The organism is Streptomyces sp. NRRL S-920, assembly GCF_000717945.1.
GTDB lineage: Bacteria > Actinomycetota > Actinomycetes > Streptomycetales > Streptomycetaceae > Streptomyces > Streptomyces alboniger.
The window spans coordinates 142,716-168,254 of sequence record NZ_JODF01000004.1; the positions used below are offsets into that span (position 1 = coordinate 142,716).

25 protein-coding genes, 1 tRNA gene and 1 pseudogene are annotated in these 25,539 nt (G+C 70.3%); 11 read left to right on the top strand and 16 right to left on the bottom strand.

Annotated elements, in window-relative coordinates; genetic code table 11:
* Positions 1-39 precede the first annotated feature (39 nt).
* Entirely contained in the window at positions 40-492 is a 453-nt protein-coding gene (locus IG54_RS0105190; protein WP_030777856.1) for a DoxX family protein, read from the top strand.
* Between the two features lie 106 nt (positions 493-598).
* Here the strand turns inward: IG54_RS0105190 and IG54_RS0105200 are convergent, their stop codons facing one another.
* A complete protein-coding gene (locus IG54_RS0105200) occupies positions 599-1,147 on the bottom strand; it encodes a superoxide dismutase family protein (protein WP_030777859.1) in 549 nt (182 codons plus the stop codon).
* A gap of 246 nt (positions 1,148-1,393) precedes the next feature.
* Between IG54_RS0105200 and IG54_RS0105205 the strand changes: the two genes are divergently transcribed.
* Entirely contained in the window at positions 1,394-2,002 is a 609-nt protein-coding gene (locus IG54_RS0105205) for a DedA family protein (protein ID WP_030777862.1), read from the top strand.
* Positions 2,003-2,030: 28 nt separating this feature from the next.
* On the opposite strand, the gene IG54_RS0105210 is transcribed toward IG54_RS0105205, so the two are convergent.
* Positions 2,031-2,252: a DUF2277 domain-containing protein gene (locus tag IG54_RS0105210; protein WP_030777864.1), complete on the bottom strand. Its 222-nt coding sequence runs from the start codon at positions 2,250-2,252 to the stop codon at positions 2,031-2,033.
* Positions 2,253-2,613: 361 nt separating this feature from the next.
* On the opposite strand from IG54_RS0105210, the gene IG54_RS0105215 reads away from it, so the two are divergent.
* A complete protein-coding gene (locus tag IG54_RS0105215) occupies positions 2,614-2,898 on the top strand; it encodes a hypothetical protein (RefSeq protein WP_030777866.1) in 285 nt (94 codons plus the stop codon).
* A 29-nt stretch (positions 2,899-2,927) separates the two neighbouring features.
* Here the strand turns inward: IG54_RS0105215 and IG54_RS39120 are convergent, their stop codons facing one another.
* Both IG54_RS39120 and IG54_RS0105225 read right to left on the bottom strand, forming a co-directional pair.
* On the bottom strand, positions 2,928-3,344 hold the full coding sequence (locus IG54_RS39120) for a hypothetical protein (RefSeq protein WP_051819280.1): 417 nt from the start codon (positions 3,342-3,344) through the stop codon (positions 2,928-2,930).
* A gap of 206 nt (positions 3,345-3,550) precedes the next feature.
* A tRNA-Val gene (locus IG54_RS0105225) sits at positions 3,551-3,622 on the bottom strand.
* A 190-nt stretch (positions 3,623-3,812) separates the two neighbouring features.
* Here IG54_RS0105225 and IG54_RS0105230 point away from each other — a divergent pair.
* Positions 3,813-5,309 carry a hypothetical protein gene (locus IG54_RS0105230; RefSeq protein ID WP_420712225.1) on the top strand — a complete coding sequence of 499 codons (1,497 nt, stop codon included), beginning with the start codon at positions 3,813-3,815 and terminating at the stop codon, positions 5,307-5,309.
* A gap of 82 nt (positions 5,310-5,391) precedes the next feature.
* Here IG54_RS0105230 and IG54_RS39940 read toward each other — a convergent pair whose 3' ends face one another.
* The 4 genes from IG54_RS39940 to IG54_RS0105250 are packed head-to-tail and all read right to left on the bottom strand — an operon-like array spanning position 5,392 to position 10,087.
* Entirely contained in the window at positions 5,392-5,601 is a 210-nt protein-coding gene (locus IG54_RS39940) for an FmdB family zinc ribbon protein (protein WP_030777871.1), read from the bottom strand.
* Positions 5,602-5,610: 9 nt separating this feature from the next.
* Positions 5,611-6,420 carry a hypothetical protein gene (locus tag IG54_RS0105240; RefSeq protein WP_030777874.1) on the bottom strand — a complete coding sequence of 270 codons (810 nt, stop codon included), beginning with the start codon at positions 6,418-6,420 and terminating at the stop codon, positions 5,611-5,613.
* Positions 6,417-8,888 carry a phosphoribosyltransferase gene (locus IG54_RS0105245; RefSeq protein ID WP_030777876.1) on the bottom strand — a complete coding sequence of 824 codons (2,472 nt, stop codon included), beginning with the start codon at positions 8,886-8,888 and terminating at the stop codon, positions 6,417-6,419. The genes IG54_RS0105240 and IG54_RS0105245 overlap by 4 nt, the downstream gene beginning before the upstream one ends.
* A 14-nt stretch (positions 8,889-8,902) precedes the next feature.
* Complete coding sequence (locus tag IG54_RS0105250) at positions 8,903-10,087, bottom strand: HpcH/HpaI aldolase/citrate lyase family protein (RefSeq protein ID WP_030777878.1); 1,185 nt, start codon at positions 10,085-10,087, stop codon at positions 8,903-8,905.
* 265 nt (positions 10,088-10,352) lie between these two features.
* Between IG54_RS0105250 and IG54_RS0105255 the strand changes: the two genes are divergently transcribed.
* Positions 10,353-11,312 (top strand): TerD family protein, encoded by a 960-nt coding sequence (locus IG54_RS0105255; protein WP_030777881.1) that lies wholly within the window; start codon positions 10,353-10,355, stop codon positions 11,310-11,312.
* A 52-nt stretch (positions 11,313-11,364) separates the two neighbouring features.
* On the opposite strand, the gene IG54_RS0105260 is transcribed toward IG54_RS0105255, so the two are convergent.
* The 6 genes from IG54_RS0105260 to IG54_RS0105285 form a co-directional block, all read right to left on the bottom strand.
* A complete protein-coding gene (locus tag IG54_RS0105260; protein WP_030777883.1) occupies positions 11,365-12,105 on the bottom strand; it encodes a TerD family protein in 741 nt (246 codons plus the stop codon).
* A gap of 158 nt (positions 12,106-12,263) precedes the next feature.
* Positions 12,264-13,409, bottom strand: a complete 1,146-nt coding sequence (locus tag IG54_RS0105265; RefSeq protein ID WP_030777885.1) for a DUF475 domain-containing protein — start codon at positions 13,407-13,409, stop codon at positions 12,264-12,266.
* A 64-nt stretch (positions 13,410-13,473) separates the two neighbouring features.
* The gene (locus IG54_RS0105270) at positions 13,474-14,049 is read right to left on the bottom strand and encodes a TerD family protein (protein ID WP_030777888.1); all 576 of its coding nucleotides are present in this window, start codon (positions 14,047-14,049) and stop codon (positions 13,474-13,476) included.
* 143 nt (positions 14,050-14,192) lie between these two features.
* On the bottom strand, positions 14,193-14,768 hold the full coding sequence (locus tag IG54_RS0105275) for a TerD family protein (protein ID WP_030777890.1): 576 nt from the start codon (positions 14,766-14,768) through the stop codon (positions 14,193-14,195).
* Positions 14,769-14,883: 115 nt separating this feature from the next.
* Complete coding sequence (locus IG54_RS0105280; protein ID WP_030777892.1) at positions 14,884-15,351, bottom strand: peroxiredoxin; 468 nt, start codon at positions 15,349-15,351, stop codon at positions 14,884-14,886.
* A 203-nt stretch (positions 15,352-15,554) separates the two neighbouring features.
* Positions 15,555-15,986, bottom strand: coding sequence for a DUF3052 domain-containing protein (locus IG54_RS0105285; RefSeq protein WP_030777894.1), 432 nt, complete (start codon positions 15,984-15,986; stop codon positions 15,555-15,557).
* 367 nt (positions 15,987-16,353) lie between these two features.
* Here IG54_RS0105285 and aceE point away from each other — a divergent pair, with 367 nt between their 5' ends.
* Both aceE and IG54_RS0105295 read left to right on the top strand, forming a co-directional pair.
* On the top strand, positions 16,354-19,086 hold the full coding sequence (aceE, locus tag IG54_RS0105290) for a pyruvate dehydrogenase (acetyl-transferring), homodimeric type (RefSeq protein WP_030777896.1): 2,733 nt from the start codon (positions 16,354-16,356) through the stop codon (positions 19,084-19,086).
* A gap of 128 nt (positions 19,087-19,214) precedes the next feature.
* On the top strand, positions 19,215-20,030 hold the full coding sequence (locus IG54_RS0105295) for a potassium channel family protein (RefSeq protein WP_051819283.1): 816 nt from the start codon (positions 19,215-19,217) through the stop codon (positions 20,028-20,030).
* A gap of 106 nt (positions 20,031-20,136) precedes the next feature.
* On the opposite strand, the pseudogene IG54_RS42805 reads toward IG54_RS0105295, so the two are convergent.
* Positions 20,137-20,241 (bottom strand): annotated as a pseudogene (locus IG54_RS42805) (small hydrophobic protein); the annotation flags it as partial.
* 71 nt (positions 20,242-20,312) lie between these two features.
* Positions 20,313-20,696 carry a peptidase inhibitor family I36 protein gene (locus tag IG54_RS0105300; RefSeq protein WP_030777901.1) on the bottom strand — a complete coding sequence of 128 codons (384 nt, stop codon included), beginning with the start codon at positions 20,694-20,696 and terminating at the stop codon, positions 20,313-20,315.
* A gap of 404 nt (positions 20,697-21,100) precedes the next feature.
* On the opposite strand from IG54_RS0105300, the gene IG54_RS0105305 reads away from it, so the two are divergent.
* From IG54_RS0105305 to IG54_RS0105320, 4 genes are all read left to right on the top strand, one after another.
* A complete protein-coding gene (locus IG54_RS0105305; RefSeq protein ID WP_030777903.1) occupies positions 21,101-22,321 on the top strand; it encodes an alpha/beta hydrolase in 1,221 nt (406 codons plus the stop codon).
* Between the two features lie 66 nt (positions 22,322-22,387).
* On the top strand, positions 22,388-23,263 hold the full coding sequence (locus IG54_RS0105310; RefSeq protein ID WP_030777905.1) for a DUF4429 domain-containing protein: 876 nt from the start codon (positions 22,388-22,390) through the stop codon (positions 23,261-23,263).
* A 112-nt stretch (positions 23,264-23,375) separates the two neighbouring features.
* Entirely contained in the window at positions 23,376-24,740 is a 1,365-nt protein-coding gene (locus tag IG54_RS0105315; RefSeq protein ID WP_234335982.1) for a sensor histidine kinase, read from the top strand.
* On the top strand, positions 24,737-25,414 hold the full coding sequence (locus IG54_RS0105320) for a response regulator (protein ID WP_030777909.1): 678 nt from the start codon (positions 24,737-24,739) through the stop codon (positions 25,412-25,414). Before IG54_RS0105315 ends, IG54_RS0105320 begins: the two co-directional genes overlap by 4 nt.
* Positions 25,415-25,539 lie beyond the last annotated feature (125 nt).

Consider the following 25,539-nt stretch of genomic DNA (forward strand, 5'->3'; position numbering starts at 1 on the left):
CGCTCGGTTACCGTCCCCAAACCGGAGGAGTCCTCCACCATGACTGGCCGTCTCAACGCCGCCCAGCCCTACGCCATCGGCCTGTTCCGCATAGTGATCGGGCTGCTCTTCGCCTGCCACGGTGCCGCCTCGCTCTTCGGAGTCCTCGGCGGCGCGGGCGGCGACGGCAGCACCATCGACGCCGGAACCTGGCCCGGCTGGTACGCGGCCGTGATCCAGCTCGTCGGCGGTGGCCTCGTCCTGCTCGGCCTCGGCACCCGCGCCGCCGCGTTCATCGCGTCCGGCTCGATGGCCTACGCCTACTTCAAGGTCCACCAGCCGGAGGCCCTGTGGCCCATCGAGAACGGCGGCGAGGCCTCGGCGATCTTCTGCTGGGCGATGCTGCTCCTCGTCTTCACCGGGTCCGGCGCGTTCGGCCTCGACCGGCTCCTCGCCTCGCGCGGCGCGGGGGCGGGCGACAAGGCCTCGGAGCGGGCGCAGGTCGCGGCCTGACCGCTCGCCCGGCATCCGGCGGCGCCCTCCCTCTCGTACGTACGGGACGGGGGGCGCCGCCCTTTTTCCTCCCCGCAGCCCTCCCCTATGGCTCGGCCTGCACCGCCTACGGCTTGAACGGCACCGTGAAGCACGCGAGCCGGTCGCCCGCGCCGCCCTGCTCGCGGTGCAGGACCACGGAGGCGGCCTCGCCCGGCCTGAAACCCCAGCGGTGGTGCGCACGCGCCGAGCCGGTGCCGTCCGCCTTGGCGGTGAAGTCCAGCCACACCTCGTTCCTGGGGTTGAGATAGGCCGGGTTCTTCGACGGCTGCACAGGGTCCACGCGGTGCTGGTAGTGGCCGCCCGCGGCCTCCGGGTCGGCGCCGCACCGCTTCCGGTGCACGTGGGCGCCGTACGCGTGTCCCGGCTTCAGGCCCTTGACCCGCAACTTCACGGTTGTCCCGCCTTCGCCGGTGTGCTGTGCGACCTCGATCCAGGCGCCCGCGGGCACCAGCCCCATGTCGTACGTCACCGCGGGCGAGGGGATGAAGGCGGTGGGCGGCGCGAACCGCGCCCGCTCCCGCACCTCGCGGCAATCCGCTCCGTCGCCGGTCGCGCCACCACCGGCGGTCAGCACCACCGCCGCCACGGCACCGGCCCACATTCCTGCCACCATCGCCCACTCCTGTCCCACGGCCCCCGTGTTCCGGCTTCTGCCTCCTCGTTCGTACGGGACTCAGGGGACGTACGCCGCGTCGGAGGCGGCAGCCGGGTGAATGTCGTGTGAGCACGACATAAGCCCCCCGTTGATCTACGGCTGGGCGCGCGGCGTACGCTGTACAGCTGTCATCAGGCCGCCCCTGCCGTACCCCGCGACACAGCGGCAACGCGCTGCCGATCGGGGAATCACGGGGGAGTTGCGGTGCTAGAGAGTGTGGGGGCACTGACCGGTAGTCCATGGATCTACGCGGTCGTGGCCCTGTCCGTCCTTTTCGACGTCTTCGTCCCGGTACTGCCGAGCGGCGTCCTCGTCATCATGTCGGCCACCGCCGCGGCGGCCGCGGGCACGGGGCGCGTGCCGCACAACGTCCCGGACATCCTGCTGCTGACCCTCAGCGCCGCCACCGCGTCCGTGCTCGGCGACATGGCCGCCTTCCGCCTGGCCTGGCGGGGCGGCGCACGCCTGGACCGCGCCATCGCCCGCTCCCGGCGGCTGACCACCGCCCAGGAACGGCTGGGCGCGGCGCTCTCCCGGGGCGGCGGCGCCCTCGTCGTCATCGCGCGCTTCGCCCCGGCGGGCCGCTCGGTCGTCTCGCTCGGCGCGGGCGCGGCCCATCGCAAGCTGCGCGAGTTCCTGCCGTGGTCGGCGCTGGCGGGCCTGGCCTGGGCGGGCTACAGCGTCGCGCTCGGCTACCTCGGCGGCCAGTGGCTCGGGGCGACGTGGCTGGCCACGGGCGTCTCGCTGCTCGCGCTGTTCGCGGCGGGCGGGGTGGCGGCGTACCTGGTGCGCCACCCCCGGGCGACGGCCTGACGTACGCGCCCCACCCCGGTACGGGCGCTCAGGTGGCGCGCGCGCCACGCACCTCAAGGTGGTCGAGCAGCTCCGCGGTCGCCTCGGCGACGGCGTCGACGGCCCGCTCGAAGACCTCGCGGTTGTGCGCGGCGGGCGCCCGGAACCCGGAGACCTTGCGCACGTACTGAAGCGCGGCGGCCCGGATCTCCTCCTCGCCGGCCTTCTCGGGGATGGCGGGGGGACGCAGCGTCTTGATGCTTCGGCACATACCTCAAGCTTGCCACCGGCGTCCGAGGCGTGTCAGCGGGCGCGGCGTTCAGTGCCCGCGGCGAGCGCGACGACCGCGGTCACCAGGGCAAGGCTGGCCTGGCCCAGGCGGGCGTGAAGGCGCCGGTGAGGTCGACGGCGCCACGGATCGCCGACCTGGAATTCCGTACGTCCGGCGGCCTGTTGTCCCACACCGGACGCACTCGGGTAACCACCCTGGACTCCACGCCCCTTACGGCGGAGATACGGTCCGGAGCACCGGACGACTGTGCCCCCGCAAGCCATTGACAGCCGGGGAGGGCGGGCGTTGACTCGCCCCTAGCAACCCCGGGCCGGCCCTGACGAGCCACGGAGGTGCAGCCATGAACATCCTGATCGTCGTCGCCGTCCTGGCCCTCATCGGCCTGGGCTTCGACCAGCCCCTGCTCTGGCTGGCCGCGGCGGCACTCGTCTTCTACCTGGTCCGCTTCTACATCCCCGGCACCCCGCCCACGAAGAACGCCCCGGCCCCCGGAGGAGGCGGCGGCGCGACCGGCGGCGGAGGCGGCGGCTACCCCAAGACCTACCGCGACTTCCGCCTCCGCAAGGAACGCCAGGAGCGCTGGGACCGCAGATACCGCAGGACCCATCCGGGCTCGGGCCGCTGACGAGGACGCTATATGCCCTCGGCGACTGTCTACGGCGACGCGTAGCGCGTCACGTCGGTGATCCGGCACGTCACCTTGCCGGACGCCTCGCGCGTACCGGTGGCGGTCTCGTTCGCCACCTGGTCCGGCGCCAGATTGTTGGCGACGGCAGCCCCCTCCGAGACGCGTTCACCCTTGGCATCGACAAATTCAACATCGACCCAGTAGTTCGAGTTCTTGGAACTGTGGTTGGTGATACGCACCTCGGCGGTGGGCCAGCGCACCCCCTCCAGTACCGAGCACTTGGTGATCTCCACATCGGCGCGGGGCCCCGAGACACTCGGCGCGGTCTCTTCCTGACGCGGCGGCGGAGTCGAGGGCCCAGTGTCATCACCGCCCACCACGACGGCGAGCGCCGACACGACGACGAGCAGCAGCGCCACGGCTCCGAGCACCACGTACAGCAACGTCCGCCCCTTCCGCCGCCCTGCCGGCGGAGGCCGCTCACCCCACTGCGGCCGCCCGTCGCCGACCCATGGGGCGGGGGCCCGCCGCTGGTGGCCCCGCTCCTTCAGACCAGGTCGCGAAGCTGCACTCCCAGGAAACCCCTAAATGATCACAGCGGAGCCCCTCACCGATCAAGGCAAGGGGCTCCGCTGCTGGTCAGACCCGGTGGGCGCGGACGGTTTCGAACCGCCGACATCCTCCTTGTAAGGGAGGCGCTCTACCCCTGAGCTACGCGCCCGGGAACGAGTGGACAGCCTACCTTGCCGCAGGTAGTGCCTCGCAAACCCGTTGCCGAAGACCGTGACGGTCATGGCGAAGGCGGCGAAGTCACCGTGTGGCGCCGCGAACCGACCGGCCCGTGTGTTCGTCTCCAACCGGTGGGAGAATGTGACACCGGGCAGGGCTGATGACAGCACGGGAGAGGGATAGTGACGGCGACACCTTGGCAGCCGTACACACCGGACACAGCGGGGAGCGGGAGCACGGACGCGGCAGACGCGACGCGGGCGGCAGGCGTGGCCGGTAGGACGAGCGCACCCCGTGGAACGGGCGCGCCCCGTGGGACGAGCGCGCCCCGCCGCACCGCGCGTCGCGGCCGGCCCGGCCAAGGCCTGCGTGACGTCCTCGCCCTCGTCCTCCTCCCCCTGCCGCTGCTCGCCCTCACCGCGCCCGCCGCGTTCGCGGGCGGCGGCACGCGCCGGTGGTTCGGGGGCCGCGGCGAGAGCGTGCGTGCCGAGGCGCAGGCCGCCAAGGACGCCGCTGCCGCCGCCTTCTACGAACTGGACACCGCCCAGCGCGATCTGCGGATCTCCATCGAGACCATCACCGCCGTCGATTCCTCGCCCGCGGCCCAGCGCGCCGTCACCGACTTCGAGGCGCTCGGGCAGCGCATCGACGAGGTCAGCCACCAGTACATCAGCGCGGTCGACGCCCATGACCTCGACCGGGACGACCTCGACGCGTCGGTCGCGGCCCACGCCAGGACCGAACTGACGCGGGCCAAGGAGGAGTTGGGCAAGGTCAAGGCGGACCTGGAGCGCTTCCAGCAGGGGCTCGGACCGCTGCTCGACAAGGCGGAGACCCAGCTCGCCCGCCTCGCCCCGGCCGTCGAGCGCGCCCGCCGGACGCTGCTCGCCGCGAGCAACGCCCTCGATTCCGTACGAGCGGCCGGGCTGAGGGCCGACGACCTCGCCGCCCGCCTCGCCGCTCTCGGCCCGGAGCTGACCAAGCTGAACCAGGGCGCGGGCCGGCACGGCGTGCCGGAGACCCTGCAACGCGCCGACCGCGTCCTGCGCGACGCCGAGGCCGTGCGCGCCGAGGCCGAGCGGCTGCCCGAGCGGGCCGCCGAGATCGACCGGCGCCTCGTCTCGCTGCGCACCCGCGCGCAGGCCCTGACCACGCGCAGCGGTCAGGTCGACCCGATTCTGAGCGAGCTGCGGCGCCGCTTCACCCTCGCCTGCTGGCAGGACCTCCAGCGCGTGCCCGACGAGGCCGCGCAGAGCGTCCGGCAGGCCGAGACCAAGCTCAGAGAGGCCCAGCAGGCCCGCGAGGAACAGCGCTGGCCGGACGCCACCTCGCTGCTCTCGACGGTCCGCGCGCTGCTCAACTCCACGGACGAGGCCGTATCCGCCGCCGGTGACCGCCTCCAGCGGCTCAACGCCGTCGCGAAGGACCCGCAGCGGGAGATCGAACGCACCCGCTTCGCGATCCGTGACGCACAGCGCCTCGCGATGGCGGGCCGCCAGACCCCCGAGCCGCGCCACGCCCGCCCGCTGGACGACTCGGTGGCCCGCCTGGACCGCGCGGTGGCCTCCCTGGAGGGCCGCCACCCCGACTACTGGCACTTCCTGACCGAGACCGAGGCGGTCCGCTCGACGGTGGCGGGCGTGGTCACGCAGATCCGGGAGGAGCGGGGCGCCCCGTAGGGGCGCGGGGAACTGCGCGACCAGCCGCCACGCCTCCGCAGAGCCCCTTCAACCCCACCCCCCGCGGCGAACGACCTCACCCTCAGCCGCAACAACCCCCACCACAGCAACCGCCACCCCCGCTAGGCGCAGGCGCAGCCGACGCCGCCCCGCCGACCGCCACGGTCGACAGCAACTTCACCGTGTCCTCATGCCCGACAGGGCACATCGCGGGGTCGCCGGACTCGGCCATCGGCCGGCTCAGCTCGAAGGTGTCTCCACAGGACCGGCACCGGTATTCGTATCGAGGCATACGCACAGGCTAGGGCCTGACCCCCGCCGTGAGGAACGCCCGCAGAATCTCCTCCCCCGCCGCGATCCCCCGCTCCTCCAGCACCGTGAGGCCCGGCGCCGCGAAGCCGGTGTCGGCCAGCTCCCCGTGCCCGGGGCGCCAGGCGCGGTCCCCGGCGAGCAGCAGATCGGCGTCGAGCAGCGAGTCGCCCGCCGTGAGGATCTCCTCCGCGTCGACGCGCCGCGCGACCTCCCGTACCGCCGCGCTCTTGGTGAGCGGCTGCGGAACCGCGTAGATCTTGCGCCCCTGGAGCGAGACCGTCCAGCCGCGCCCCCGCGCCCACTCGCCGAGTTCCTTCACCCAGCCGTCGGGCAGCAGCGAGCGCTCGACGACCAGATACGCGAAGAGGTCCTCGGCGACGCGCTCCTTGAGCAGCCAGGCCGGGTCGGCGGTGCGCAGGAGGTGGGCGCGGATCTCATCGAGCGAGGCGCACTCGTCGGCGAGGCGCCGGGCCACCCGCCGCTGCCAGTCGCGGTCGGAGACGCCGTCGACGAGCAGGTGCCCGCCGTTGGCGCAGATCGCGAACTGCGGTGCGGGGCCCGGCAGACGGATTCGTCCGTACTGCTCGCGGGTGCGTGTCGTGGTCGGTACGAAGACCGCGGCGCGCCCCAGCTCGTCGAGGAGGCCCGCCGCGGCCTCGGTGACGTACGACAGCGGCAGGCCCTGGTACACCTCGACGCAGAGCAGGCGCGGCGCCTCGGCGTCGGGCATGGTCAGGCCGAGGGCCGCGGCGGAGTAGATGAGCGTGCGGTCGAGGTCGCTGGCGACGAGCCTGGTCACTGGGCAGCCACCGCCTTGCCGTCCGCGCCGGTCGCGCCGCGCGTGTACTTGGGGTGGATCAACCCGACGCAGCTGTACGGCAGTTCGCCGACCTCCTCGACGGGGACGCCCCGCTGCTCGGCGAGCAGCCGTATGTGGTCGAGGTCCGCCCCCGCCCCGGCACGGGCCAGAATCTTCCAGGGGACGCGGCGCAGCAGCACCCGCGTAGTCTCGCCGACGCCGGGTTTGACGAGGTTCACGTCGTGGATCCCGTACTCCTCACTGATCCGCTCCACGGCGGCCCAGCCCTCCCACGTCGGGGCCCGGTCGGCACCCAGAGCCTCCTTGACCTGGGCGTCCACCGCGTCGGCGACCTCGTCGAAGCGGGCCGCGACCGCGTCGACGAAGTGGCCGGACACATCGGCGCCGGCCAGCTCGCGGTAGAACTTCGCGCCGTGGTAGTCGTCCGCGCCGACCAGGTCGGAGCGCAGCACGGTACGCGAAATCAGCCCGGACACCGTGGAGTTGAGGCACGCTGAGGGGATGAGGAAGTCCTCGCGGGTGCCGTAGGTGCGTACGCACGAGCCGGGGTCGGCCAGCACCGCGATCTCCGGACGGAACCCCACCGGGCCGCCGCTCTCCTCGAACTCCCGGACGGCGTCGGCGAGTTCACGGGTGATCGCGCCCTTGCCGGTCCAGCCGTCGACGAAGACGATGTCGGCGGGGTCGTGGTGGGCGGCGAGCCAGCGCAGGGCGTTGGCGTCGATGCCGCGGCCGCGCACGATCGACACGGCGTAGTGCGGCAGGTCGAGGCCGTGCCGGTGGGCGGCCCAGCGGCGCATCAGGACGCCGACGGGCGTGCCGGCGCGGGCCAGGGACACCAGGACGGGACGCGGCGGCCTCTCGGCGAGGACGATGTCGGTGACCGTGCCGACGGCCTGGGCGATGCGGGCGGCGGAGGTGTCGAGCGCGGCGCGGAACAGTTCCTGGTACCGCTCGCTCGGCTGGTACTCGACCGGCAGCGACTCGGCGTAGTGCGCGCCCCCGCTCTGTATCGCCTCCTCGCGCTCCTCGGTGGGTGCTTCGAGGGTTACGTCGGAGAGGTCCTGGAGCAGCCAGCCGACGTCTTCGGGCGCGTACGAGGAGAAGGCGGGGCCACGGAGCGGCTCGGGAAGCATGGGGGGCCTTTCGGGGGCGTCCCGCGGGGGGACGTATGAGGGCACGATCGCCAGCAGCACCTGTCCGGCGTGCGCGGAGAGCTGGGCCAACAGGCCGTCGGCGGCGTGCAGTTGGGGCGTATCCGCCACGGAGTCCACCACGGCGACGACCGCGTCGAAGTCCCCGCCCGCGACGTTGTACGCGAACCGGGGCCCCTCCCCGTCGGCGGGCGCGTCGTGCGCGGGGAAGACGAGGCGGGTGCGTATCGCGTAACCGGGGTCGTCCACGGCGAGCACGGGCGAGCGGGTCGTGGTGGAGTACCGCACCTCCGCGCCGGTCCGCCGCCCCAGCTCCCGTTCCAGCTCGACGCCGAGCACCAGCGGTGCGTACATCAGTTCCTCGAACCCGAGGACGAGTACGCGGCGCGCGTCCTCGGGAAGGGCCTTCGCGATCCGCTCGGCCATCCCGGGGAGCGCGCCGCGCAAGCGCTCGCGGTGCGCGGGCGTGAAGCCGTGCCGTCCCCCGTCGGGTACCCCGGCCGGCCAGCCCAGCTCGACGCGCGTGACCGTGCCGCGCTCCCCGCGCTCCCCGCGCGGCTCCGCGGCCGGGTCCGTGTCGTGCTCGGCGACCAGGCGCTGCCCCTTCTCCAGGACGCCGTCGGGCAGCCGTACCGTCCCGGACGCCATGGCGATCAGGTCCACGCGGGCGCCGATCTCACGGGCGAAGGCGGCCAGTCGGCCGCGGTCGTCGGGCGAGCGCATGTCGACCAGCGCCACGATCACGTACCGCTCGCGCGGGAAGCGCTCGTGCAGGGCGCGGATGGTGTTCAGGACCGTGTTGCCGGTGGAGAACTCGTCGTCGACGAGGACCAGCGGGCCGTCCCCGGCGAGCAGCCGCGGGTCCTCGGGCAGCAGAAGATGCGAACTGGCGTGCGAGTGTGCTTCCTCGAAGCCGCCCGCGCGCTCGACGCCCTCGACGGGGCGGCGCGTGGAGTGCAGATAGGTCGCGAGGCCGACGCCGTCGGCGACCGCGTGACCGAGGCCGGTCGCGGTCTCCGCGTAGCCGAGTACGACGGCGCGCCGCGCCTCGTCGTCGCCGAGCAGGTTCCGCACCCGGACGCCGAGGTCGTGCCCGACCCCGTACACGACCGAGGGGTGCTGCGGCACGTGCTTGCCGAGCACGTTCGACACCAGGAGGTGCGCCCGCTTGGGGTTGCGGCGCAGCGCGAGGCCGAGCAGGCCGGGCAGCGCCTCGTCGCCGTCGAGCCCGACCCCGAGCCGCTCGGCGACCCAGCTCCCCGACCACACCGCGTCTTGTGTCACGTACGTCATGTTCCTTACGTTCATCAGCCGGGCAACCCGGCGGTGAGCAGTTCCACGAAGCCGACGTCGGCCCTGGCGACGCCGAAGACCTCGGCGCGCCTGAGCGTCCGCTCGGCCCAGGCGCGGTGCGGCTTCACCTCGTTCATCTTGTTCGTGTACGAGGAGCGCAGCACCCCGCCGCCGCCCCGGTCGGGGCGCAGGATGTCCTCGGCGTCGCTGAACTCCTCGTGGCTGACGACCGACAGGGCGTGCACGGGCAGGACGTGCGAGGGGTGGATGCAGGTCTTGCCGAGCAGGCCGTTGGCGCGGTCCAGCTCGATCTCGCGGAGCAGACCGTCCATGTCGTGCTCGATCAGGGCCTGCCGCAGTTCCTCGGCCCGGCCCTCCAGGAAGGGGCTGCGGCGCAGCTGCGGCTTGAACATGCGCTCCTGGACACGGAAGTACTCCCATACGGGCCCGGTCACGGTGAACCCCGTGCCGTCGGCCCTGCCCAGCACGTTCACCACGTCCGCGATGACGGAGGCGACGATCTGCACGTCGTACGCGGTCATGTCCGGCGGTCTGCGCAGTCCGTACGCCGAGCAGAAGTCGGTGACCCCCAGGCGCAGCGCGAGCACCCGGTCGCGGTACTTGTCGACGGTGCGGGCGATCCCGGCGAGGGTCTCACCGCGGCTCTCCAGGTGCAGCAGCTCGGGCGACTCCAGGACGGGCATGGCGAAGAGCCGCCGCCCGCCGGTCGCGCCGCCCGCCTCCGCCTCCGCCTCCGCGGCCGCGATCGCCTCCAGGAAGGGGACGCCCCGCTCCTCGGTGAATTTGGGCAGTACGAATCCGGACAACAGCCGAAGGGCCGGCCCGAGCCTTCGGGTCAGGTCGGGGATCTGCTCGGCGGCCCGCACCCGGACGAAGAGCAGCGGGGGCTCCACGCCCCGTCCCGCCAGGTCGGCGAAGTGCCGGACCAGGTTCTCCTCGGCGTCGGCCACCTCGGAGTCGTCGATGGAATCCTCCAGGCAGACCACCATGGAGGTCACCCCGCGGCCGGCCTGCTTCAGGATGTCGTCGGCGAGGCGCGGGCGGGTGGCCGGGCTGTAGAGCGTGGCCCCCAGGGCGGACGCGAGCAGGTGGGGCGGGGAGTCCGCGGTGAAGGCACACGGCTCCCGGTGGAAGAGACGCTGCCGCACCTCTGGGGCGACGTGCCCGAAATGACGCATGAGATTCCCCTGTTGTCGCCGTTATCGCCGTTATCGCCTGTTTCATCGACATGGGCCGTTGTGATGTGGCCGGTAATAGTACGTAGAGACGGGTGCCGGGGGTTCCCTCCGGGCATGAACTTCAGGTAACCCGGCCATGTCGCACACGCTCACCACACAACCGTCGCACGCTCGCAGCACCCGCAGGTCAGGGGCCTGCCGACGCGGCCGGGACCTTGCGCCCCCCGCGTTGTCCGGCCCATGCGGGGGAAGGCAGGATGACCGCATGACGCACGCGATGTTGAAGGGGTCCAACGTCCCTCTGGAAGCCCCGGCGGTCCGCGCCGTGCTGCGCTGGACCCCCGGTCAGGGCGTCCCCGACGTCGACGCGTCGGCGCTGCTCCTCGGCGGCGACGGCCGGGTCCGCTCGGACGAGGACTTCGTCTTCTACAACCAGCCGCGCCATCCGGGCGGCACGGTCTGGCGGCTCGGCAAGAAGCGGGTCGCCGAGGGCCTGACCGACACGATCCAGACAGATCTCGCCGGGATGGAGGGCGCGGTGGACCGTGTCCTCCTGGTGGCGTCGGCGGAGGGCGTCGCCTTTGAGCACGTGCCGTCGCTGCGGATCCTGCTCCACGACGCCGCGGTCGCCGACGGTGAGCCGCTCGCCTACTTCGACATCACTCCGCAGACCGGCGAGGAGACGGCGCTGATCTGCGGGGAGCTGTACCGCCGCGGCGAGGGCTGGAAGTTCCGGGCGCTCGGCGAGGGGTACACCAACGGCCTGGAGGGGCTCGCCTCCGACTTCGGGATCTCCGTGGACGACACGGATTCCGCGGCACCCGAGCCCGCGCCACAGCCCTCCGCGCCCCCTTCCTCGGCGTCCTTCCCGCTGCCGCCCCAGCAGCCCGCGCCACAGGCCCAGCCCCAGCCGTCCATGGCGCAGCCGTCCATGGCGCAGCCGGTCATGGCACAGCCCTCCATGGCGCAGCCGCAGCCGTCGGTGGCCCAGCCCGCCCCGCAGCCGCACCCGCAGCCCGCGTACGGCTACCCGCCCGAGCCGCCCCGGCAACCCGCGCCCCAGCCCTCGTACGGCTACCCTCCGGCGGCGCCCACCCAGCCCCGGCCGATCGGCGGGCCGCCGCCGGTCGCCCAGCCCTCGTACGGCTATCCGCAGCCGGTGACCCCGATGCCGGACCCGAACTTCCGGCTGCCTCCGCAGGGGCCGCAGTTCCTGCCCCGCTGAGAGCGCGCCGGGGGGGCCGGGGTCGGCTGGGGCGCCGGGTGGGGCCACAGGCTCAGCCCACCTTGGTCTTGTAGCCCCGGCCCCATTGCAGTCCCCAGCCGTACAGCCGGTCCAGCTCTGCCTGGAAGCCGTAGACGAACTTCACCTCGCGGCGCACCACCAGCTCGCCCTTGACGTTCTCGATGGAGACCACCGCGCACGAGCGGGCCTGCGGCTGGCGCTCGTCCAGGTCGATCTCGATCCGCGGACCGTTGCTGGGGTAGAGCGTGACCTTGGCGTGCGTGCGGTCGAAGGCCGGCGTCTGGTCGTAGATGTACGCGAAGACCAGCAGCCGCTTGATGGACTCGCGGTGGTCGAGGTTGACGTAGATCGTCTCCCCGGAGGGCGAGCCGAACCGGTCGTCGCCGCTCAGCTTCACGTACGGCGGCGCGTTGAGGCTCCCGAAGAAGCTCCCCAGCGGCTGTACGACGCCCTTGGTGCCGTCCATCAGCTCGTACAGGCAGCCGATGTCGAGGTCCACGTTGACCACGCCCTGGGTGTGCGCCTGCACGACGTCGGGCTGGAACAGCTTGAGCGGGTGCCGCAGCAGGCCGGCGCCGCCGCGCTGCTTGCCGATGATGTCGGACGTCCGCATCTGCCAGGACAGGTTGACGCGCAGATTGCCGGTGGCCGCGCCCTGCTTGCTGAGCGAGACCGTCGGGTTGCGCTTGGTCAGTTCGATGGAGTTGGTCGCGGCGCTGCCCGATTCGAAGTCCATCGAACGCCCACGCCACAGACCGTCCCAGAAGGACATGCCGCCCCCAAGTGTCCCTTGTGCCCCGCACGAATACCGACGGGGCGGCCATGAGGAAACCTCCTCGACGGCCGCCCCGCACAGAGCGTTCCTCACCCTGGCCGCCGTCACACTCCGGAGTACGGAATCGGACAGTGCGGCGAGGGAATCAGTCAGCGTCAGACCCCGGACGAGACCTCGCTCTTCTCTCCGGAACTGCCTTGCCCCTCGGCCGCCGCGAGCCGCTTGTTGCGGAGCACGGACGAGAAGAACGACCAGGCGATCAGGATGACGCCGACGCTGCCGGTGATGACCTCGTGGATCTCGTACTGGATGGTGACGAGGAGGATCACGGCGAGGGCGCCGATCGCGTAGTGCGCGCCGTGTTCCAGGTAGACGTAGTCGTCGAGGGTGCCCTGGCGGACCAGGTAGACGGTGAGCGACCGGACGTACATGGCGCCGATACCGAGGCCGAGCGCCATCAGGACGATGTCGTTGGTGACCGCGAAGGCGCCGATTACGCCGTCGAAGGAGAAGGACGCGTCCAGGACCTCGAGGTAGAGGAACATGAAGAACGCGGCCTTGCCCGCCATCACGACGGCGGGCACCTTCTTGCCGCTCTTCCTGGCCTCCTCCTCGGCCTCGTGCTCGCGCTCCTCCTCTTCCTCCAGCTTGTTCTCGAAGTAGCCGGAGAGACCGCCCACCACCAGATAGGTGATGAGTCCGGCGATACCGGAGATCAGGACGGTCTGCGCCTTGTCCACATGGATGCCGCCGTGCTGGTGGGCCTTGGTCGCGAAGGTCATCGCGGTGATCATGAGCACGACGAGGGCGATGCAGACCGACAGCATGTCGACCTTGCCGAGCTTGGCGAGCGGACGCTCGATCCAGCCCAGCCACTTGATGTCACGGTCCTCGAAGATGAAGTCGAGGAAGATCATCAGCAGGAACATGCCACCGAAGGCGGCGATCGACGGGTGCGCGTCGGTGACCAGCTGCTGGTACCGGTCCTTGTCGTTGAGCGCGAGGCGCACCGCCTCGATCGGGCCGGTCTTGGCACTGATGGCCACGATGACGACGGGGAAGACCAGCCGCATACCGAAGACCGCGATCAGCACACCGATGGTGAGGAAGATCTTCTGCCAGAAGGCACTCATCTTCTTCAGGATTCCGGCGTTGACCACCGCGTTGTCGAAGGACAGCGAGATCTCGAGGATGGACAGGATCGCCACGATGCCGAACCCGGTCCACCCCCCGTAGAGCACCGCCGCGACCAGACCGAGCGCGGTAACCGCGAACGACCAGCCGAAGGTTTTCAGAATCACTGGTTAACCAATCGTGTGTGTACGGGCTCCCGTTTAGCGGTCTCCCCCGCGCCGGTCCCCGGCTTTACGAAACATTGACCCCGAAGTCTAGAGCGATACCTCGCAGGCCCGACGCGTACCCCTGCCCGACGGCACGGAACTTCCACTCGCCCCCGTACCGGTACACCTCGCCGAAGATCATGGCGGTCTCCGTGGAGGCGTCCTCACTCAGGTCGTAGCGCGCCAGCTCCTGCCCGTCCGCCTGGTTCACCACGCGGATGAAGGCGTTGCTGACCTGACCGAACGCCTGCCCGCGATTGTCGGCGTCATGAATGGAGACAGAAAATATGATCTTGTCGCAGTTGGCCGGCACCTTGGAGAGGTCGACCAGGAGCGACTCGTCGTCGCCGTCACCCTCACCGGTCAGGTTGTCGCCGGTGTGTTCGACGGAGCCGTCGGGGCTCTTCAGGTTGTTGTAGAAGACGAACCACTCGTCGCCGAGGACCCTGCCCCCACTGCACAGCAGCGCGCTGGCGTCGAGGTCGAAGGGAGCGCCGGTGGTGGAGCGCGCGTCCCAGCCGAGGCCGACCAGGATCCGGGTGAGGTTCGGTGCGGCCTTGGAGAGGGAGACATTGCCTCCCTTGGCGAGTGTGACGCCCATATTCGTGGTCCTCCCCGAGGTGACGACAGCGGCAGTGCCCGTGGTGCCCCCCAAGGTGACGGGGGCACAGGGCGGTGAGCACGTCCGGCGCCGCACCTGGTGCGTGTGCGGCGCCGGACGACAAGGCGGAGGGGCGGCTCGGCTCAGACGTTGACGCCGAAGTCCTGCGCGATACCGCGCAGACCCGAGGCATACCCCTGGCCGACCGCGCGGAACTTCCACTCGGCGCCGTGGCGGTACAGCTCGCCGAAGACCATGGCGGTCTCCGTCGAGGCGTCCTCGGAGAGGTCGTAGCGCGCGATCTCCGCGCCGCCCGCCTGGTTCACGACGCGGATGAACGCGTTGCGGACCTGGCCGAACGACTGCTGGCGCGTCTCGGCGTCGTAGATGGAGACCGGGAACACGATCTTCTCGACGTCCGCGGGCACGGCCGCCAGGTCGACCTTGATCACCTCGTCGTCGCCCTCGCCCTCACCGGTGGTGTTGTCACCGGTGTGCTCGACGGAGCCGTCGGGGCTCTTCAGGTTGTTGAAGAACACGAAGTTCTGGTCGCTGGTGACCTTGCCCTCCGCGTTCGTCAGGATCGCGCTGGCGTCGAGGTCGAAGTCCGTACCGGTGGTGGTGCGGACATCCCAGCCGAGGCCGACCAGAACCGCGGTCAGGCCAGGCGCCTCCTTGCTCAGCGATACGTTGCCGCCCTTGCTGAGGCTGACTCCCACGAGTCCTCCCAATTGGTGTCCAGGGGCGGGGAGCCCCAAGCGTTGCGTTGCCATCGGATCAACGACTGGATCCTAGTGACCGGTTCCCGGCCGCCACATGCTCTGCGGCTCAGAATCACAGGGTGTCGAGCGCCCGGACGTACTCGTTCAGGTCACGCGCCTCGGGCAGGCCGTTGACAACGCTCCAGCGCACGACGCCTTCCTTGTCGATGATGAAGGTGCCGCGCACCGCACAGCCCTTCTCCTCGTCGAAGACGCCGTACGCGCGCGAGACCTCGCCGTGCGGCCAGAAATCGGAGAGCAGCGGATACTCCAGGCCCTCCTGCTCGGCGAAGACGCGCAGGGTGTGGATGGAGTCGTTGGAGACGGCGAGCAGCTGGGTGTCGTCGTTGACGAACTTCGGCAGCTCGTCGCGGAGCGCGCACAGCTCACCGGTGCAGACGCCGGTGAACGCGAACGGGTAGAAGAGCAGCACCACGTTCTTCTCGCCCCGGAAGTCGGAGAGCTTCACGGAGCGGCCGTGGTTGTCCTTCAGCTCGAACTCCGGAGCCTTGGTGCCGGTCGCGATTCCAGCGAGCGCCATGTGCGGGCATCCCTTCGACGGGGCCCCCGGATGGGGCCGATCGGGTGACACCCCACCCTACGTCCGTCGATCTACGCCCCCGCGTCCGTCGGCCCACGCCTGTGGAAACCGGCCGCACGCGCGTGAGGCCCTCGCCGACGGATGGTCGTCGGTGAGGGCCTCACGGCTGTCTCTGCTGGAGTCGCGGCTCGGCGCGCGCGTGGCTAGCGCTTCTTGGCGGCCGCCTTTGGCGTGACCAGGCGGGTACCGCTCCAGTCCTTGCCTGCGTTCGTGCTCTTGGTCTGGGACAGGCCCGCGGTGGTGGCCGCCTCACCGATGTCGCTCGGCTCGACGTAGCCGTCACGACCGGTCTTCGGAGTCAGCAGCAGGATCTGGCCGCCCTCCTCCATGTACGCGATGGCATCCACCAGCGCATCAGTAAGGTCCCCGTCGTCCTCACGGAACCAGAGCACCACGGCATCAGCCACGTCGTCGTAGTCCTCGTCGACGAGCTCTGTGCCAGTGGCCTCCTCGATGGCCTCGCGGAGCTCCTGGTCGACGTCGTCGTCGTAGCCGATCTCCTGGACCACCTGGTCGGGCTGGAAACCAAGCCTTACGGCAAGGTTCGTCTCCGCGTGGTCCGCGGTCGCGCTCACGGATTGCCTCCTGATCATGTTTTTCGGGAATGCCTTCAGCCACGCGCGTGCGCGGGGCGTTGGCCGTAGTCCACACGGGCGGGACGGATCGCGCAAGTACCCGGCCGCCGAGACCGCCGAAACGGTGACGTTCCCGGCCGTGTCGCCGCAACTGTCGCCTCATCCGTACGGTGCCGAACGGCTCTGCGAAGCGGTTAAGCAGGATGGGCGTATCGTTGCGATTTGGTCGAGCCTACCCCAGGGATGCCGGGGGAACGCCTCGGTTACCTATCGGTAGAGATGACGTTCGCGTCCGTCGGGTACACGATGGGGAGCGGTGCACGGCCAGGCAGAACCCAGGTGAAAGCCCCAACAGCGAAGGAACAGCGTGGCTTCCGGATCCGATCGCAACCCGATCATCATTGGCGGCCTGCCGAGTCAGGTCCCGGACTTCGATCCCGAAGAGACCCAGGAGTGGCTGGACTCCCTCGATGCCGCGGTCGACGAACGCGGCCGTGAGCGGGCCCGCTACCTGATGCTCCGACTGATCGAGCGCGCCCGCGAAAAGCGCGTGGCCGTTCCCGAAATGCGCAGTACGGATTACGTCAACACGATCGCCACCAAGGACGAGCCGTTCTTCCCCGGCAACGAGGAAATCGAACGCAAGGTCCTGAACGCGACCCGCTGGAACGCCGCGGTGATGGTCTCGCGCGCCCAGCGCCCCGGCATCGGCGTCGGCGGCCACATCGCCACCTTCGCCTCCTCCGCGTCCCTCTACGACGTGGGCTTCAACCACTTCTTCCGTGGCAAGGACGAGGGCGACGGCGGCGACCAGATCTTCTTCCAGGGGCACGCGTCCCCCGGTATCTACGCCCGTGCCTTCCTCCTGGACCGGCTCTCCGAGCAGCAGCTCGACGCTTTCCGCCAGGAGAAGTCCAAGGCGCCCCACGGCCTCTCCTCCTATCCGCACCCCCGGCTGATGCCGGACTTCTGGGAGTTCCCGACCGTCTCCATGGGCCTCGGCCCGCTGGGCGCGATCTACCAGGCGCGGATGAACCGCTACATGGAGGCGCGCGGCATCGCCGACACCTCCAAGTCGCACGTCTGGGCCTACCTCGGCGACGGCGAGATGGACGAGCCCGAGTCGCTCGGCCAGCTCTCCATCGCCGCCCGCGAGGGCCTGGACAACCTCACCTTCGTCGTCAACTGCAACCTCCAGCGCCTCGACGGCCCGGTGCGCGGCAACGGAAAGATCATCCAGGAGCTGGAGTCGCAGTTCCGCGGCGCCGGTTGGAACGTCATCAAGCTCGTCTGGGACCGCAGCTGGGACCCGCTGCTCGCCCAGGACCGGGACGGCATCCTGGTCAACAAGCTGAACACCACCCCCGACGGCCAGTTCCAGACGTACGCGACCGAGACCGGCGCCTACATCCGCGAGCACTTCTTCGGCGACGACCACCGCCTGCGCGCCATGGTCGAGAACATGACCGACGAGCAGATCCTGCACCTGGGCCGCGGCGGTCACGACCACAAGAAGGTGTACGCGGCCTACGCGGCGGCCAAGGCCCACAAGGGCCAGCCGACGGTGATCCTCGCCCAGACGGTGAAGGGCTGGACCCTCGGCCCGAACTTCGAGGGCCGCAACGCCACGCACCAGATGAAGAAGCTGACGGTCGACGACCTGAAGCGCTTCCGGGACCGTCTGCACATCCCGATCACGGACAAGCAGCTGGAGAGCGGCGCCCCGCCGTACTACCACCCGGGCCGGGACTCGGAAGAGATCCAGTACATGCACGACCGCCGCCAGGGCCTCGGCGGCTATGTCCCGACCCGCGTCGTACGCGCGAAGCCCCTCCAGCTCCCCGAGGACAAGGCGTACGCGGCCGCGAAGAAGGGCTCGGGTCAGCAGTCGATCGCCACCACCATGGCGTTCGTCCGCATCCTGAAGGACCTCATGCGGGACAAGGAGATCGGCAAGCGCTTCGTGCTGATCGCCCCCGACGAGTACCGCACTTTCGGCATGGACGCCTTCTTCCCGAGCGCGAAGATCTACAACCCGCTCGGCCAGCAGTACGAGGCTGTGGACCGCGAACTCCTCCTCGCGTACAAGGAGTCCCCGACGGGCCAGATGCTGCACGACGGCATCTCCGAGGCGGGCTGCACGGCGTCCCTCATCGCCGCCGGTTCGGCCTACGCCACCCACGGGGAGCCCCTGATCCCCGTGTACGTCTTCTATTCGATGTTCGGTTTCCAGCGCACCGGCGACCAGTTCTGGCAGATGGCCGACCAGCTGGCGCGCGGTTTCGTCCTCGGCGCGACCGCCGGGCGCACCACGCTGACCGGCGAGGGCCTCCAGCACGCCGACGGCCACTCGCAGCTGCTCGCCTCGACCAACCCGGGCTGCGTCGCCTACGACCCGGCCTTCGGTTACGAGATCGCGCACATCGTCAAGGACGGCCTGCGCCGGATGTACGGCCCCGACAGCGAGGACGTCTTCTACTACCTCACCGTCTACAACGAGCCGATCCAGCACCCGGCCGAGCCGGACAACGTGGACGTCGAGGGCATCCTCAAGGGCATCTACCGCTTCAAGTCGGGCGAGCAGGGCGCCATCCCCGCCCAGATCATCGCCTCCGGTGTCGCGGTCCCGTGGGCGGTCGAGGCCCAGCAGATCCTCGCCTCGGAGTGGAACGTGAAGGCGGACGTCTGGTCGGCGACCTCCTGGAACGAGCTGCGCCGCGAGGCCGTGGACGTGGAGCGCCACAACCTCCTGCACCCCGAGGAGGAGCAGCGCGTCCCGTACGTGACGCAGAAGCTGTCCGGCGCCGAAGGCCCGTTCGTGGCCGTCTCCGACTGGATGCGGAGCGTCCCCGACCAGATCTCCCGCTGGGTGCCCGGCACCTACCAGTCGCTCGGCGCGGACGGCTTCGGCTTCGCCGACACGCGTGGCGCGGCCCGCCGGTTCTTCCACATCGACGCCCAGTCGATCGTGGTCGGCGTGCTGACCGAGCTGGCCCGTGAGGGGAAGGTCGACCGCTCCGTCCTGAAGCAGGCGATCGACCGCTACCAGCTCCTCGACGTCACGGCGGCCGACCCCGGTGCGGCCGGGGGCGACGCATAACCCTGACACCAATAGACAGATCGCCCTGACCTCAGCGCACGCGTCGCCCTGACGTCAGCTCGTGTCTCATCCGGAGGGCGGCGGGCCCATGGGTCCCGTCGCCCTTCGGCGTTTCCTACGATGCGCCCATGAAGGAACAACCGGCGCAGAGCCGCTGGGAGCGCCACACCCAACGTCCGCTCCTCACCCTCGCGGTGGCGTTCGCCCTCGCCTATGCCGTGCCGATCGTCATGCCCGACGCGAGCCGGACCGTGACGAGGGCCTGCACGATCGCGGAGTGGATCGTCTGGGCCGCTTTCGCCCTCGACTACCTCGTACGTCTCCTCCTCTCCGATCATCGCGGGAAATTTGTCCGCACTCAGTGGCTCGACCTGTGCGCTGTGATCCTTCCGATGATTCAGCCGCTGCGGCTGCTGCGGCTCGTCTCCACGCTGATGCTCGTCGGCCGGCGCGCCCGCATGGCACCGCAGATCACGCTGACGACATATGTCGTGGGGTCGGTGGTGGGTCTGTTGATGTTCGGCTCATTGGCGGTCCTCTCCGTGGAGCGGGATTCACCGAACGGGAACATCAAGTCGCTCGGTGACGCGGTGTGGTGGTCCTTCACCACGATGACGACGGTCGGCTATGGCGATCACGCTCCGACGACGGGGCTCGGCAGGGTGCTCGCGGTCGGGTTGATGCTGTCGGGCATCGCGCTCCTCGGTGTGGTCACCGCGAACATCGCGGCGTGGTTCATCTCGCGCTTCGAGAAGGACGATGTCGAGGAGCGGCGTCAGACGGCCGCGATCGAGGCGTTGACGGCCGAGGTGAAGGCGCTGCGGGCGCAGGTGACGGCTCTGTCGGGGCCGGGTTCGGCCTCGGCGGGCGTGGTGCCCGGCCCCGCGCCCGCCGAGGCCGCCGCCCGAGGGGCGGAGGCTCTCGGAGGGACGGGGATGCCCTGAGCCGGGGTGGACCCCCCTCGGCTCGGAGCATGCCGTTCATCGTGATCGCCCCGGTCTGCCCATATGAGCCCGAAGGACTGGCCCTATGAGCCCGAGGAACTACTCATATGAGCCCGACGACCCGGGGCATCGCGCGGTCCGGCCCACTCCGCGACCACGTACGGCCGCGTGAGCGGGGGTACTTCCGCGTCATGCGTCCAAAGCCCGTCATCATCTGCTCCTCGACCTAGCCGACCGGGACGAGGCCGGCCGGTTCGGGCTCGCATCCACGAGTACCCCCATTCAGCTTTCCCAGACCTTGAAAGCCCGTACGCGATAGGGGGATTCGGGCGCCCAGGTGCCGCTGCCCGGGTAGGTGTTGAACTCGCCGGTCTCGGCGCACTTCGCGGATTGATACGTGGTGACGGGTCGGCCGGTCCGGTTGGCGAGAGCCTGCGCGCTGCCCCCCTCCGGCAGCGCGATACAGCTCTCGATGTCGATATTGGCCAATTCGTATGTGTGACGGGCGCCCTTGAACTGCTTCTTCTCCCAGAGGCAGAACTCACCGGGCCCGCAGCCACCGGACGTCGGTGGAGCCGCGGCCACGGTGTGCGTGGGTGAGAGGATCACCGCGATGAGTGCGGTGATCGCGGCGGCCGTGATGGTCGTGGGCATGGTCGTACGCATGTGCTTCAACCCCCGTGTCGTATGGCTGAGTTGTCCGCGTCGTGCGGAGCTGCTGCATGAACTGTGGACCGTCCGACCGTGCCATCGGAAGGGGTACGAATGTGCGTCACCCGGATAGGCGAAAACCCCCCGGAATGCCCCTGAGGGGCTTTCCCTGACTTCGGCCGCCATCCGGTGACCGATCCTCACCGAAGGTGGCGCAATCAGCACAATTCGCGACAACGCCGAGCGATAATGCGGTAACGGCGGGTCATGCACACACCTCGCGCCGCACGCATGTTCTACTTACAGAGTGTGACGACGCGCACCAGATGCGCCCGCTGTGCCTCAATTGCCCCTACGGAAACGTGATCTGCGTCACGCGATGCACGGTATGCGTCGGGGTTCTCCTAGGGTGTTCCGCAGTGACTTCCTTCGACTCCTCCCCTCAACTCAACGCCTGGCGCGCTCTGCTTGCGCTGGCCGTCGTGTTCGTCATGCTGGCGACCACGGGCTGGACCGCCGTACGCAACAACGCGGGCGAATCGTCGCCTCTCGAGGCCGCGCTCTCCGCCTGGGAGCGGGGGAACATCGACGGGCACGCGCTGCCCGACCCCGATGCTCCCGCCGCTCGGCTCACCCACTTCTTCACCTCGCTCGACAAGCAGCAGCGCAACCGGCTCGCCAGCCGTTATCCCCTCGCGGTCGGCAACATGAACGGCGCGCCCATCGAGCTGCGTTATCGCGCGAACCGCATCGCCCTGGCACAGGCCCGCAAGATCGAGCGGGAACGCATGCATGACGAACGCCTCTCCCCCGTGGGGCAGCAGGAGGCCGAGCGCAGAATGAAGCGCTTCGGGGTCATGATGCGACCGCAGCGCCAGGTCCTCGCCTTCGACCCCATGGGTGCCGGGCGCATGGCTGAGGTCTTCGGAGACCTCGACAAGGCCCGCCGTGTCTCCGTCGTGGTGCCCGGCGTCGACACCAATGTGCTGACCTTCGAGCGGACGTTCCGCAAGTACTCGGCGCCGGTGGGCATGGCGAAGGCGCTGTACCGCGAGGAGCGCTCCGTGAACCCACGCGCGCGGACCGCCGTGATCGCCTGGGCCGACTACACCGCGCCCGCGGGCATCGGCGTGGACGCGGCCACGTCCATGCGCGCCGAGAGCGGCGCCGTGCGTCTCGACTCCATGGTGCGAGCGCTCCCGGGGCGTTCCCCGGTCGCGCTGTACTGCCACAGCTACGGCTCCGTGGTGTGCGGTGTGGCCGCGCGGACGCTGCCCCAGCGGGTCACCGACATCGCGGTCGCGGGAAGCCCCGGCATGCGCGCCGACCGGGCGTCGCAGTTGGGTACGACGGCCCGGGTCTGGGCCGCACGGGACAGCGACGACTGGATCCAGGATGTGCCGTACATGGAGGTGGGCGGGCTCGGCCACGGCGCCGACCCGGTGTCCGGCGGTTTCGGCGCGCGAGTGCTCTCGGCCGCGGGCGCCAGGGGGCACACCGGCTATTTCGAGCCGGGCACGGAGAGCCTGCGCAACTTCGCCGAGATCGGCACCGGCGCGTACCACGGAGTGCGGTGCGCGAGTGCGGATGACGCCTGCCGGAAGAACATTTCCGGTGAGGCGGCGGCCCGACGCGCGTAGAAATCAACGAAACAGCGGCCCGCCGCAGGAGGGACGGAGAGGCGTGTGCCGCCTACGATAAGCCGCATGGGTGATGTACTGGCCGGATTTCACGCCGCCTGGGAGTTCGAGTCCGACTCCGTGCTCATCCGCTTCGAACGGGGAATCCGCACGCCGAGGCTCTACCAAGCGCTCGGCGAACGGCGTATCCCGCATGAGGCGATCGCAGCGGTGACACTCTCTCCCGGCAAACGCGGGACCGTGGTTCTGCATGCCGTGCCAAGACCGGGCGCCGATCCTCTGATGGAAGCGGCGGCGGGCCAGCTGAAGGACGGCTGCGACCCGTACCGCTTGGTGCTGCCCGCGGAGCGGGAGACGCTCGCCGAGTACTACGCGGATGAGCTGCGGGCACAGATCACCGGGGACGACGACGGCCCCACCGACCGTTATCTGGTGGCCGCTCCCGAGGCGCCGCTCCAGTTCAAGGCGTACGACGGCAAGGCTTCCTTCGACGGCAAGCTGGTGTCCTTCCGGTGGTTCTGGACGGGCGCCTCGTCGGCGAAGTGGAAGGCCGGTGACCAGAGCTTCCCCGTCTCGGACCTGAGCGGCATCGAGTGGCGTTCGCCGGAGGTCTTCGAGGGCCACCTGCGGCTGCTGCGCCGAGAGACTCCCGTGGCGCAGCCCGCGCAGGCCGACCAGGATCCGGCGGCCGTGGTCTTCGGGCTCGGATACGGCCCGGTCCACGAGTCATTGCCGTTCGCCGCGTCGGTCCTCGCGGCGGTACGTGCCAGCGGCCCCGCACTGACGTCCGACGGTGTCGGCGCCACGTCGGCACCGACCGTGCGGCGCGACCCGGCGGACATCGCGGACCGCATCCGGCACCTGGGGGACCTGCACCAGGCGGGCCTGCTCACGGACGACGAGTTCACGATGAAGAAGGCCGAGCTGCTGGCAGAGCTGTGAGCCGCGCCGCCGAGGAGTCCGTGGGGGTGCCGGTGATACCTGGGTATGAGGTGAGGTCCGGCTCCCCGGTATGACGTCACGACGCGGGCTTCGTGCCTACGCTGATCAGGCCATGAGCAGCGCGAAGACATCCCCTGATCAAGAGCCCCGCCGCCCGGCCGCTGAGCCGGGGGGCCGCGGGGCCGGCCTCCGGCGCGCGACCGCGGCGGTCGTGGAGGGCCTGCGGACGGCGGGGGCCTCGCTCTCGACACCCGCGGGATCGACCGAGCCGCTGCTGGCGGGTGCCCCCAAACGCTGGGTGCGGATGCTGCCCCACCTGATCGCGCTGGGCTTCGTCGTCGTCCTCATCCCGGTCACCGTCCAGGTGCTGACGAATGACTACGGGGTGGGCGGCGGCCTGGCGGGGGCTCTGGGAGTGGCCCAGTCCGCGCCTCTGCTCCTCGCGGTCACCCGACCGTTGCCCGCGTGGTGGATCGTCATCGTCGCGGACGTCATCGGCGCGATCGCCACGATGACCGCGGATCCCGGCCGCCTCGCCCCCTGGACCCCCATGATCATCGTGGGGTATCTGGTGCTCTGCTGTGCGCTGTCCCTGCGGGAGAGCCGCCGCACACTGCTCGGGGTCTGGCTGGTCACGGTGGTCGCCGGGCTGGTGCTCGGGGCGTTCCGCGGCGAGGGGAGCCAGGACACCGGCGTGCTGCTGATCGTGCTGAGCGGGGCCGTACTGCTGCTCGGCGCGCTGCTGCGCGAGCGCGGGGACGCCCGGCGCAGGCTCGTCGAGCAGGAGACGATCAGCGAGACAGAGCGCTCCCAGCGCACTCTCCTGGAGGAACGGGCCCGCATCGCACGCGAGTTGCACGACGTCGTCGCCCATCACATGTCGGTGATCACGGTCCAGGCCGACTCCGCGCCCTACCGGCTCGACGGCCTCCCCGACGCCGCGCGCGAGGAGTTCGGGAGCATAGCGGCGAGCGCCCGGGAGTCCCTCACCGAGATGCGGCGGCTGCTCGCCGTGCTGCGCAGCGAGGGTGCGCCCGGTGAGCGGGCGCCCCAGCCCGGTCTCGACCGGCTGCCGCACCTGGTGGAGGCCACGGTGCGGGCGGGCATACCGATCGACCTGTCGCGCCCCGAGCTGGCGATCCTCACCCAGCTCGCCGAGGTGTCTCCTGCCGTGGACCTGTCCGCTTACCGCATCGTCCAGGAGGCCCTGTCGAACGTGATGCGTCACGCACCCGGGGCACGGACCAGGATCACGGTCAGTCTGGACGACAACCATCTCCTGATCCTCGTGGTCAACGGCCCGTCCACCGAGCCGCCCGCCCCGCTGGAGAGCAGCGGTACGGGCCATGGGCTTGTGGGCATGCGCGAGCGCGTACGGTTGGTCGGCGGCACGGTCGATGCCGGGCCGCTGCCCGACGGCGGCTTCCGCGTGGCCGCCCGGCTCCCCCTGCTCCCGAAGGACTCCGCCACCGCATGACCATTCGCGTGATCATCGTCGACGACCAGGCCATGGTGCGGGCGGGGTTCGCCGCCCTGCTCGCGGCGCAGAGCGACATCGACGTCGTGGGTGAGGCGCCGGACGGCAAACAGGGTGTCGAGGTCAGCCGCACCACGCACCCCGATGTCGTTCTGATGGACGTCCGCATGCCGGAGATGGACGGACTCGCCGCGGCCCGCGCCCTGTTGGACCCGCCGCCGGGAGTGGTGCACCTGCCGAAGGTGCTCATGCTCACCACCTTCGACGCGGACGATTACGTATACGAGGCCCTGCGCATCGGTGCTTCAGGCTTCCTGCTCAAGGACGCGCCGCCTGCCGATCTGATCTCGGCCGTCCGCGTGGTGGCGTCCGGCGAGGCGCTGCTCGCCCCGTCGGTGACGCGTCGCCTGATCGCGGAGTTCGCGAAGCAGCGTCCCTCGCCGCGCAAGGACCAGTCCCTTCGGCTGAACGGCCTGACGCCGCGTGAGACCGAGGTACTGGTCCTGATCGCGCGCGGCTTGTCCAACCAGGAGATCGCCGAGCGCCTGGTCCTTGCCGAGCAGACGGTGAAGACCCACATCGGGCGTGTGCTCAACAAGTTGGACCTGCGGGACCGCGCCCAGGCCGTGATCTTCGCCTATGAGGCGGGGCTGGTCACGCCCGGCGGGCAGTAGGCCACCCCCTACCTCGGTATCACCACCGCATACCCCGGTAGCACCTGAGAGTTGGCTCCGCGGTGTGACGTGCGGCGACACACCTTCTTCCTACCTTTCGCTTCGTCAGGCCACAGCGCGCCACG

Coding starts and splice junctions, on each gene's coding strand:
- IG54_RS0105310 (WP_030777905.1), top strand. CDS start 22,388: ATGGGTGATGTACTGGCCGGATTTCACGCCGCCTGGGAGTTCGAGTCC.
- IG54_RS0105295 (WP_051819283.1), top strand. CDS start 19,215: ATGAAGGAACAACCGGCGCAGAGCCGCTGGGAGCGCCACACCCAACGT.
- IG54_RS0105270 (WP_030777888.1), bottom strand. CDS start 14,049: ATGGGCGTCACACTCGCCAAGGGAGGCAATGTCTCCCTCTCCAAGGCC.
- IG54_RS0105300 (WP_030777901.1), bottom strand. CDS start 20,696: ATGCGTACGACCATGCCCACGACCATCACGGCCGCCGCGATCACCGCA.
- IG54_RS0105190 (WP_030777856.1), top strand. CDS start 40: ATGACTGGCCGTCTCAACGCCGCCCAGCCCTACGCCATCGGCCTGTTC.
- IG54_RS0105320 (WP_030777909.1), top strand. CDS start 24,737: ATGACCATTCGCGTGATCATCGTCGACGACCAGGCCATGGTGCGGGCG.
- IG54_RS0105245 (WP_030777876.1), bottom strand. CDS start 8,888: ATGACGTACGTGACACAAGACGCGGTGTGGTCGGGGAGCTGGGTCGCC.
- IG54_RS0105280 (WP_030777892.1), bottom strand. CDS start 15,351: ATGGCGCTCGCTGGAATCGCGACCGGCACCAAGGCTCCGGAGTTCGAG.
- IG54_RS0105210 (WP_030777864.1), bottom strand. CDS start 2,252: ATGTGCCGAAGCATCAAGACGCTGCGTCCCCCCGCCATCCCCGAGAAG.
- IG54_RS0105215 (WP_030777866.1), top strand. CDS start 2,614: ATGAACATCCTGATCGTCGTCGCCGTCCTGGCCCTCATCGGCCTGGGC.
- IG54_RS0105260 (WP_030777883.1), bottom strand. CDS start 12,105: ATGTCCTTCTGGGACGGTCTGTGGCGTGGGCGTTCGATGGACTTCGAA.
- IG54_RS0105315 (WP_234335982.1), top strand. CDS start 23,376: ATGAGCAGCGCGAAGACATCCCCTGATCAAGAGCCCCGCCGCCCGGCC.
- IG54_RS39940 (WP_030777871.1), bottom strand. CDS start 5,601: ATGCCTCGATACGAATACCGGTGCCGGTCCTGTGGAGACACCTTCGAG.
- IG54_RS0105200 (WP_030777859.1), bottom strand. CDS start 1,147: ATGGTGGCAGGAATGTGGGCCGGTGCCGTGGCGGCGGTGGTGCTGACC.
- IG54_RS0105255 (WP_030777881.1), top strand. CDS start 10,353: ATGACGCACGCGATGTTGAAGGGGTCCAACGTCCCTCTGGAAGCCCCG.
- IG54_RS0105250 (WP_030777878.1), bottom strand. CDS start 10,087: ATGCGTCATTTCGGGCACGTCGCCCCAGAGGTGCGGCAGCGTCTCTTC.